The organism is Alphaproteobacteria bacterium (assembly GCA_024244705.1).
Lineage (GTDB): Bacteria > Pseudomonadota > Alphaproteobacteria > JAAEOK01 > JAAEOK01 > JAAEOK01.
In genome coordinates this window covers 25,014-33,835 of record JAAEOK010000023.1, presented here as the reverse complement: position 1 = coordinate 33,835, position 8,822 = coordinate 25,014, and the positions used below count along the sequence as shown (strand labels likewise).

At 63.1% G+C, this 8,822-nt stretch carries 9 protein-coding genes; 6 read left to right on the top strand and 3 right to left on the bottom strand.

Going from position 1 to position 8,822, the window contains the following annotated elements; all coding sequences use genetic code 11:
• From GY791_02230 to GY791_02220, 3 genes are all read left to right on the top strand, one after another.
• A partial coding sequence (locus GY791_02230; protein MCP4327241.1) for an IS630 family transposase occupies positions 1–120 on the top strand: 120 nt, incomplete at its 5' end.
• Positions 121–258: 138 nt separating this feature from the next.
• The gene (locus GY791_02225) at positions 259–1,968 is read left to right on the top strand and encodes a hypothetical protein (protein ID MCP4327240.1); all 1,710 of its coding nucleotides are present in this window, start codon (positions 259–261) and stop codon (positions 1,966–1,968) included.
• Positions 1,969–2,241: 273 nt separating this feature from the next.
• On the top strand, positions 2,242–3,420 hold the full coding sequence (locus tag GY791_02220; protein ID MCP4327239.1) for a Rieske 2Fe-2S domain-containing protein: 1,179 nt from the start codon (positions 2,242–2,244) through the stop codon (positions 3,418–3,420).
• A 9-nt stretch (positions 3,421–3,429) separates the two neighbouring features.
• Here GY791_02220 and GY791_02215 read toward each other — a convergent pair whose 3' ends face one another.
• On the bottom strand, positions 3,430–3,858 hold the full coding sequence (locus GY791_02215) for a hypothetical protein (protein ID MCP4327238.1): 429 nt from the start codon (positions 3,856–3,858) through the stop codon (positions 3,430–3,432).
• A 246-nt stretch (positions 3,859–4,104) separates the two neighbouring features.
• Between GY791_02215 and GY791_02210 the strand changes: the two genes are divergently transcribed.
• Positions 4,105–4,422, top strand: a complete 318-nt coding sequence (locus GY791_02210) for a hypothetical protein (GenBank protein MCP4327237.1) — start codon at positions 4,105–4,107, stop codon at positions 4,420–4,422.
• 80 nt (positions 4,423–4,502) lie between these two features.
• Here GY791_02210 and GY791_02205 read toward each other — a convergent pair whose 3' ends face one another.
• Entirely contained in the window at positions 4,503–5,333 is an 831-nt protein-coding gene (locus GY791_02205) for a LysR family transcriptional regulator (protein ID MCP4327236.1), read from the bottom strand.
• A gap of 123 nt (positions 5,334–5,456) precedes the next feature.
• Between GY791_02205 and GY791_02200 the strand changes: the two genes are divergently transcribed.
• Together GY791_02200 and GY791_02195 are read left to right on the top strand one after the other, a co-directional pair.
• On the top strand, positions 5,457–6,512 hold the full coding sequence (locus tag GY791_02200; protein ID MCP4327235.1) for an LLM class flavin-dependent oxidoreductase: 1,056 nt from the start codon (positions 5,457–5,459) through the stop codon (positions 6,510–6,512).
• A gap of 50 nt (positions 6,513–6,562) precedes the next feature.
• On the top strand, positions 6,563–7,333 hold the full coding sequence (locus GY791_02195) for an alpha/beta fold hydrolase (protein ID MCP4327234.1): 771 nt from the start codon (positions 6,563–6,565) through the stop codon (positions 7,331–7,333).
• Here GY791_02195 and GY791_02190 read toward each other — a convergent pair.
• Positions 7,320–8,801 (bottom strand): hypothetical protein, encoded by a 1,482-nt coding sequence (locus tag GY791_02190; protein ID MCP4327233.1) that lies wholly within the window; start codon positions 8,799–8,801, stop codon positions 7,320–7,322. The genes GY791_02195 and GY791_02190 overlap by 14 nt on opposite strands.
• Positions 8,802–8,822: the final 21 nt, after the last annotated feature.

Sequence of the window (8,822 nt, the reverse complement as noted above, 5' to 3'; positions counted from 1 at the left end):
CGCGTCTTCAACTCATACGACGACATCGTCGACCACTGCTGTGACGCCTGGAACAAGCTCATCGATCAGCCCTGGAAAATCATGTCGATCGGACACAGGCAATGGGCACATAGGTCATGATCAACGGGATTTGGTATTACTCGCAAGCTCTGCGAACTATCGCTTTCCCGCCGCTGACGGTGGCGTGGCCAACGGCCATCTGCATAGAATCCGCGATGCCCGAATGCTAGCTTGTGTCCGCTGCGGGAAGGGGCAGGCATGGCGCGTAGACTTTCGGCAATTCTGGCTTCCGATGTTGTCGGCTATTCCAAACTCATGGCCGTAGACGAGACCGGCACTCTTGCCGCGCTGCGCGAACACCGGCAGAATCTTTTCGATCCCGAAATCGCGAAACGCGGCGGGCGCATCGTCAAATTGATGGGCGACGGGGCGCTGGTCGAGTTCGCCTCCATTGTCGATGCGGTCGAGGCCGCGCTTGCCATCCAGCGATCGCTCGCCGCCGACGACGGTCCGATAACACTCCGTATCGGCATCAATCTCGGCGATGTCATCATCGACGGCGACGACATCTACGGCGACGGGGTCAACGTCGCGGCCCGCATGGAAGCCCTGGCCGAGACCGGCGGCATCTGCATTTCCTCCATCGTTCACGAAAGTCTCGGCAATCGGATCGACGCCGTCTTCGCCGATGCCGGCGAGCATCGTGTGAAAAACATCGAGCGACCGATCCACGTATTTCGTTGGCCGGCTCGCGGCGCTGCAGCACCGGGCCGCCGATTGATCCCGGCCGAGTTGAAACAGGACAACACAATCACCGTAGCGCGCTTCGAGAATCTGTCCGATGACGCCGAGTTGGGCTACTTCTGCGACGGCGTATCCGAGGACATCGCTGCCGCGCTCGGCAACATCGCGCAATTGACCGTCGTTTCCGACGCGCGCGGCAATGACCATGGCACGACCGCACCGGGCGGCCGCGAGGCGGGTCACTACGTCTTGGCCGGTAAGGTGCGCAAGGCCGGCAGACGTATCAGAGTCTCCGCGCAATTGGTCGATCGCCACACCGGCGTACAGCGCTGGGCCGATCGTTTCGACCGCGACGCAAGCGACCTTTTCGACGTCCAGGACGACGCGACCCGCAATATCGTCATCGGCGTCCACACCGAGCTGGGTTCCGGCTCCTATACCAATCACTGGCAATGGGGAACCGAGAATTTCGAGGCCTGGCAGCTCATGGCCAAGGGCTTTCGCGAATTCCAGAAATTCTCGCCCGATAGCATGGTCCAGACCGTCGCCTTTTGGGAACAGGCGGTGGCCATCGACCCCGACTATCTGGCTCCACTCATGGGCGCCGGATACTGCTATTCCTTTTTGGCGATGATCTCGGATGACGCAGCGGCGCGGGATTACCTAGCCAAGGCGCAGGCCATATTCGAGCGATCCGTCGTCGAGGCGCCAAACGACATCAGACCGTATTCGGTCAAGCGGGGGGTCGAAATCGCCCACGGAAACTACAATGCAGCAATCGCCGCCGCCCAAACCGCGCTCGACATGGAACCCAACGATGCGGCCTGCCGAGGGACGTTCGCTCTGGCTCTGATGAGCGCCGATAGACCCGCCGATGCCTTGGCGCAACTCACCAAGGCCGCGGGCGACATGGCCAGCCCCCCGGGCTGGTTCATCATGGCCCAATGTCAGTGCAATTATATGCTCGGCAACCTAGCCGAAGCGCTCCGCATCATCCGGGAAACCGTCGCTAACGTTCCTGATTTCTATCCCGGGCCCGTCCTCGCCGCGGCCCTCGCGGCCGAGCTCGACCTCACCGATGAAGCCGCGGCAATGCGCATGAAAGTGCTCGAACTGGATCCGGAATTCAGCGCCCGGCGATTCGCCAAATCGCAAGGGCTCAAAAACGTCGCGCATTGCGAGAGGCTGATCGAAGCCTTGACCCGCGCCGGATTGCCGGAATGAGCAGGATCGGTGGTTTTGGTACAGGAGCCGCCGCTGCCAATCGTGCCGCGCTATCGCCGCCTTCAGGTTGGCGAGATGCGAAGAGTCGCTTTTCTTCATCGCACCGCCAACGATCACCAGGAATGTCGTCTCGACGGGTAAGAAGGCGGTAGCGGTGGGGCAAACCTATTCCATTAATCGGCGATACCTGAGTACGATGGCCGCGATTAGGCCACCGGTCATCATGATTTGCGGCTATAGCAACGCCCACCTTCGGATCACGGATGCGCAGAAATGGTCATCTCTTGCCCCCACTCGGAACTCCCTCTGAAGGTTGTTCTTGAACGGCTGAAGGAATCGGCCGACCGACCTTTCGAGGATGCCCGTCCCATTCCGCCCGAGATTCATCATTCTCGCGCGTTCTTGGAACTCGAGCGGGAAGCCATGTTTGCGCGAGAATGGATTTGCGTTGGGCGCGCGGATGAAATCGCGGCACATGGCGATTACCTGACCCATAATATCGCGGGTGTGCCTATCATTGTCGTTCGTCAGGCGGATGGTTCCATCAAAGCCTTCGTGAATGCTTGCGCCCACCGATTCACTCGCCTTCTCTCGGACGAAACGGGATCACGCAAACGGTTTACATGTCCCTATCACGCCTGGACCTACGATTGTGCCGGGGACCTGATTCGAGCCCCGTATATGGAGATGAAGGACGGCTTCGATCCTTCCAAACACGGCCTCCGCCGGTTGCAGATCGAAGTCTGGGAAGGCTTCCTCTACGTCACCTTGGCCGATCATCAGACCAAGACCGTGGCCAAGTCGCTGGCGCCTTTGCGCGACAATGTAGTCGGGCGCTACGACATGGCCTGCTACCGAACCGTGATGCGCGAATCCATGACCTGGAACGCCAACTGGAAGAACCTGATCGAGAACTTCAGCGAGAGCTATCACGTCCCCATCGTCCACCGGAAGACCTTCGCCCGTCACCACAAGAAATTGGATGTCTATGTCTGCGGCGAAGACAGCGACCATTACGGCTATCACCGGGCAGCGCAGCCGTCCGATGAGCGTCCCGGTGCGGCGCATCCCGCCAACAAGCGACTGAACGGCGAGTGGCGGCGAATGATGGTCGATTTCTGCGTCTTCCCGGCCCACCTGGTGACGTTGATGCCGGATTATTTATGGTACATCTCCGTGCAGCCGGTCGGCACCGATCCAATGCGCGCCACGTGGGGCGTCGCAGTCCCGCCGGAGATCCTCGCCGACGTGCCCGACACCGAGTATGAGTCCTGGCTGGATGAATTCAGGGCCTATATGGATATGGCTAATGGCGAGGACAGGCCTGTCGTCGAGGGCCTGCATCGAGGCACCGCTTCGCCGATGCTGCCCGATGGCGCGCTCCACCCGATCGAGCGTAACATTTGGCAGTTCATCCGCTATCTCGACAGAGTGTGTGGCGGGAACAGGTAAACACCGCCGCTAGCCGTGCCGCGCCATCGCCGCCTTCAGTTTGGCGAGATGCGACGAGTCGCTTTTCTTCATCGCGATAACGATCACCGGATGGAGGAGCTTCCACAACCCGGTCGCCTCGCATACGGCGTGGAGCGTGGTTTCGGTGCCCGCGCCGACCGGCACCAGGGAATAGGTATAGGTCGCGGTCACCCCGCCCTGGGTCGAGGTCAGCGCGATCCGCTCGCCGCGGTCCAGCGCGGTCACCCGCGACTGCCGCATCTTGCCGCGGGCCCTGAATTCGAGGTGGGTGCCGACTTCGAGCGGACCCGGCGTGGTCTGGGTCATGTCGTCGATGCCGGTCATCCAGTCCTGGGCATGGCGGAAATTGGTGAGGAAATCCCAGACCTCCGCCGGCGGCGCGGCGATCGTTTCTGTCACCGTGAAACCATCGGCCATTCATTGCCTCCCTTGTCCTAGACCTAAAGCCTAGCAAACGACGCCCGTGACGGCCACGGGTCGCGCGCGACGGCCGAAACACTGTTGCGGTGAATCGGGTGGCGGCCCCTCGTCTGGGCCCAGCCGAAGGGCCTGGTTTCGGCCTTCCCACCACCCGCACCGGCGGCTATCGTCACCAGGTGTCCCGCCTCGGGCGCTATTCTTGGTTGCTTTCAGGCGGCGAGCCAATCACTGGGAGGAAACGCCATGCCGATGTACATCAACCATTTCACCTGCAACGCCGCCGCCTGGCCGACCGATCGCGACCGCGAGATCGCCGCCTGGACCGACATGGTCGGCGCTGCCGACGAACTGGTGGAGGGACCCAGTGCGGTCAAATTCACCGGCTGGATCAGCAACACCGAGGGCTACGTTCTGCTCGAGGCCGACTCCAAGGCCGAGGTGATCAGGTTGTGTGCCAAGTTCTGGCCGCTCTTCCACAACGACATCATGGAGATCGTGCCGACAGCCGAGGCCGGCCCCGCCATCCTGGCAGGTACCCGGGAAGGATGGGAGCGGAAATAGCCGTCGCGCGAGCCGTCTTCGCGCCACCGGGATTCGGCGCGGGTTTGCATCGGCGGAGCGGGACCGGTCGCGCGGCCCGGTCATATCCACTCGATCGCATCCCTCAGCCAAGGATGGGTGGTGAGGCTCGCTTCGCGCCAGGCGAGAAAGAGGGCGCGGGTAAACTCCGGCGCCCCTTCGACGGGATGGAGTCGGCCCTGCCGCACGTGGGTCGCACTCAGCCGCCACGGCAAATAGGCCGACCCGCCATGTTCCAAGAGATGATCGAGCGCCCACCGGCTCGAACCGAACGTCATGTGGGCGGTCTCATCGATCGGCCAGGCACGTGAATGCTGGCGGCGGAACTCGGCGCCCAAATCGACATAGATATAGTCGGGGTCCCAGGACTGAACGGTTCGGCATACGGTCGAAACCTGCACCAGTCGGTCAGGGGTGACCCGGTGCGAGGCCAGCCCCGGCCCGGTAAGCGATTCGGCAATCAGTGCCGCGTCGACGAGGCCGCTCGAAAGCCAGCGGCCGACTTCGTTCATGTCGCCGGGCCACGCCTCGAGCGCGAGGTCGGGGTGGCGGTCCCGGACCCGATCGAGCCACGCTGAACCGGCGCCGTCCCAGAGCTCGCCCGGGCAGACGAAACTGAACAGGCCCGAGAACCCCTTGGGCAGGCCGACGGCCTTGCGCGCCTGGTCCCACGATTGGACGACCAACTCGGCATGCCGTTGAAAGGCGAAGCCGGCCTTGGTCAACTCGGCGCCGCGCCGGGAGCGCACCAACAATCTCTGGCCAAGCACCGCATCGAGCGAGTCGAGCCGCGCCGTCACCGTGGATTGCGAGACGTTCAAATGGACGGCCGCCTTGTTGAGGTTTCCCGTCTGGACGACGGCGAGGAAAGTCTTGAGCGCCGTGATATTCATTGCTTGGCTTTCACATTAATTCGATAAAATGGAATTATTAAGCCAATTAAATTCGTTTTCCAGATATAAAAATTTGCCCCACACTCGACGTCTCTCACCGCGGCCGATCAGATGGAGGCCTCCATGGATTTCAGTATTCAGCTCTCGGCCTATTACCCCGACAAGTCCTATGGCGGCGATCGGCTCTATCGGGACATGCTGGATCAGGCGGTGCTGGCCGACCGGCTCGGCTACGACGCCGTGTCGCTTACTGAGCACCATCTCATCAATATCCTGCTGATGCCGGCGCCACTCCAGTTCGCCGTCAAGATCGCCGGTGCGACCAAACGCATAAAGATCATGACCTCGGTCGTGGTCTTGCCGCTACACGACATGCGAATCCTCGCCGGCGAGGTGATCGCGGCGGATATCTTCACCGATGGCCGCTTGATGCTGGGAGTCGGCCGCGGCGCCTTCGGATTCGAGATGGGCCGGCTCGGGGTCCCGCTCGACACCACCCGGGCGAAGTTCGACGAATCGCTCGACGTCCTGACCGCGCTGCTGCACGAGGAAGAGGTGTCCTGGGACGGCGATTTCTACAAATTCGATCCGTTGACAATCATGCCGCGGCCGGTGCGTCCCGGCGGACCGCCGATCATGATGGCGGTGATGGCGCCGGCGGGCATCTACCACTGTGCCAAGCGCGGCTTCCATATCCAAACGACGCCGTTGGCCGGCGATAACCAGCACATGCTTGACCAGGTCGACGCCTTCCGCCGCGGCAAGGCGGAGTTGGACGGCGCCGGCCGCGACCTGACGTTGTCGCTGTCGCGCGTGGCCTTCGTCGTCAACGACGAGAGCGAACGGAAAGCCAAGATTCAAGCCGCCTACGACTATTACAGCCGCTTCGACAACGTCTTCACCGGACCTGGGATCGTGAAGCACGGCATGATCGCGCCGTTGCCGCGCAAGCAGACCGTCGAGGAACTCGCCGCAAGCCTGTTGATTTGTACGCCGACGGAAATGGTCGACAAACTCGGCCGCTACGCCGAGGCGGGAATCGATCGCGTCATCCTGAACGTCAATTTCGGCGCCAGCCAGGCCGAAACGCAGGACTGCATTCAATGCTTCGCCGAGCAGGTCATGCCCCATTTCGTCGACCGCGCGAGGACGGCACCGATATTCGCGGCCGCCGAATGACGGTGCTCGCCATCGCCGACCAATGCCCGGAGTGAGCGGACCCGACGGCGATGGGCACCACGATCGACTGTGAGTTCACAATCGAGGGCAGCGGTCCGCCGTTGCTGTTGATCCACGGCATCGGCGCCGCCCGGGACGCGTGGCGGTTTATGGTCCCCGCCCTCAGCGAGCACTTCACCGTGGTGACCTACGATCTCCGCGGCCACGGCACGTCGCCCTTGCCGGTGGGCGAATTCGGCCTCGACGAGTTGGTCGACGACCTCGAAAGAGTGCGCGAACGCGCCGGGATCGAACGCGCCCATATTGCCGGCCATTCGCTCGGCGGCATGATCGGCCCGGCCTACGCACGACGATATCCGCGACGCGTTCTCTCGCTCGCCCTGCTTTCGACCGCGGCCGGGCGTAGCGAAGAGGATAGCGCCCGGGTCCGGGCCGTGGTGCGCGCGATGGAGGAGGACGGCATTGCGCCGACCCTCGATACGCTCGTCGACCGATGGTTCACGGACGATTTCATCGACCGCAAGGCCGACATCGTGGCGCGCCGGCTGAAGCAGGTCCTGGCGACCGATGCCGCGGTCTTCATGAACGTATTTAGGATTTACGCGGGAACGGAGATGGCGCCCTGGCTTCATGAGATCGAGGCGCGATCGCTCGTCTTGACCGGGGAACTGGACGGCGGCTGCAACCCACGCCTCAATAGATTCATCGCCGACCGATTGCCTGACGCCGAGCTGGTCATCCTGTCAAATCTCAAGCATGCGATCCTGCTCGAAGCGCCGGGCGATGTGACCTCGCATCTCGTTCGCTTCATTGGCGCTTAGGCCGTCGCGGCTGACCGGCCGCGGTTTCGCGCCGGGCCGCCGTCAGGCTGTGTAGCAGCCAGACCAGCGCGACGATAGCGCAGGGGATCACCGGAGCGTTGAAGCGCGGCAGGTTGTGCGTGATGAAGGCGTGGATAAGGATCGAATAGAGCCCCGGCAGCAGGAATACGAGCACCGGCCACTGCCGCCGCCGCCGCGCTCGAATGGCCGCCCAGATCACTGCCGGCACCAGGAGGATTGTGAAGATCCGCGCGCCGACGCCGATGATTCCATCGATCACGGCGATCCCGGTCCACCGGTCGAAGACCGTCATACCCATGCCGCGCCACAGGAACGATATGGTCAGTACGAGGTGCTTGGGCATGTTTTCGATCATCACTTGGAGCGGCGTAACGATCCGAATGAGGGTCGCAAAGCGGCCGCCGGTTTCCGCGAGATTGGCCGCCGTCCGCGCATTGACGAGCCCGCCTCCGTCCCGCATGCGCGCGTGGTAGCCTCCGGGATATTCTCCATCCAACCTGACGTAGTGCTCGGGCGCGAGCCACGCCTCGGCTGCCGCGCGGCCGACATAGGGCGCGTAGTAGACGAAGCTCGAGGCGCTCTCGTTCCAGCCCATGGTCGCATGCTCGACGCGCCGAACGAGGACGCCGTTGCCGCGCTGGGTGAGCAGCGGCGTATCGGCGACGACGATGTTGCGCACGATCCAAGCCGACATGATGGCGAAGGCGATCAGCAAGACGATTGCCGCCGGGCGGAAGGCCGCGAGCCGTCGAGCCCGGGTAAACGGCGCTAGCACTATCAGCAGCCCGAGCCCGCCGACAATGTAGAAGATGAAGATCGCCTTGGTCAGTACCAGCAGACCCAGCGCCACGCCGGCCAGCGCGGCGGCCAACCGGCGGCGCGGGTCCTGCGCAACCAGCGCCAACAAAGAGGCGTGAACGATCAGCAGCAGCGCCGCCGTCGGCTCCGACATGAAAGTGATCGCGGCATCCCGGATCGCGTCGCCCTGAAAGAGGAACAGCACGACGGCGATGACCGCCCACCACCCGCGTCCGCAGAGGCGGACTGTCGCCCCATAGATCAGCAACGCCAGCGCCACCATGGTGAGCGCCTGGACGATCTTGAGCGGCCCGAGCAGTTCGGGACAGGACGACGGGTGTTCGAACAGGCAGCGGGCCCCGGCGGCGTCCGGATCGAGGAAGACCGCCAATGCGATCGCGAGGAAGGCGGGCTGGACCGGCTCGCGGACGGCGGTCGGCACGGCGTCGCCGGCTTCATCCCGCTCGAGCGCGAAGACCCCCAGAGTGACCATGTTGAAGGCGATGTCGACGAACTGGGTATCGAAAAGACTGTCTCGGCCCGGCTTGGAGTTGGCCAGCGTGACCGCGAAAACGACGACCAGGACGGCGACTAGCGCCGCACGGTCGAATCCAATCGACCGCCTCGATTCGCTCCCTATGATCGCCACGTTCCCGCCCCCTGAAGGCCA

What these genes read in the sequence shown, in the direction of transcription:
- GY791_02225 (MCP4327240.1), top strand. Translation starts at nt 259, where the DNA reads ATGGCGCGTAGACTTTCGGCAATTCTGGCTTCCGATGTTGTCGGCTAT.
- GY791_02220 (MCP4327239.1), top strand. Translation starts at nt 2,242, where the DNA reads ATGGTCATCTCTTGCCCCCACTCGGAACTCCCTCTGAAGGTTGTTCTT.
- GY791_02215 (MCP4327238.1), bottom strand. Translation starts at nt 3,858, where the DNA reads ATGGCCGATGGTTTCACGGTGACAGAAACGATCGCCGCGCCGCCGGCG.
- GY791_02210 (MCP4327237.1), top strand. Translation starts at nt 4,105, where the DNA reads ATGCCGATGTACATCAACCATTTCACCTGCAACGCCGCCGCCTGGCCG.
- GY791_02205 (MCP4327236.1), bottom strand. Translation starts at nt 5,333, where the DNA reads ATGAATATCACGGCGCTCAAGACTTTCCTCGCCGTCGTCCAGACGGGA.
- GY791_02200 (MCP4327235.1), top strand. Translation starts at nt 5,457, where the DNA reads ATGGATTTCAGTATTCAGCTCTCGGCCTATTACCCCGACAAGTCCTAT.
- GY791_02195 (MCP4327234.1), top strand. Translation starts at nt 6,563, where the DNA reads ATGGGCACCACGATCGACTGTGAGTTCACAATCGAGGGCAGCGGTCCG.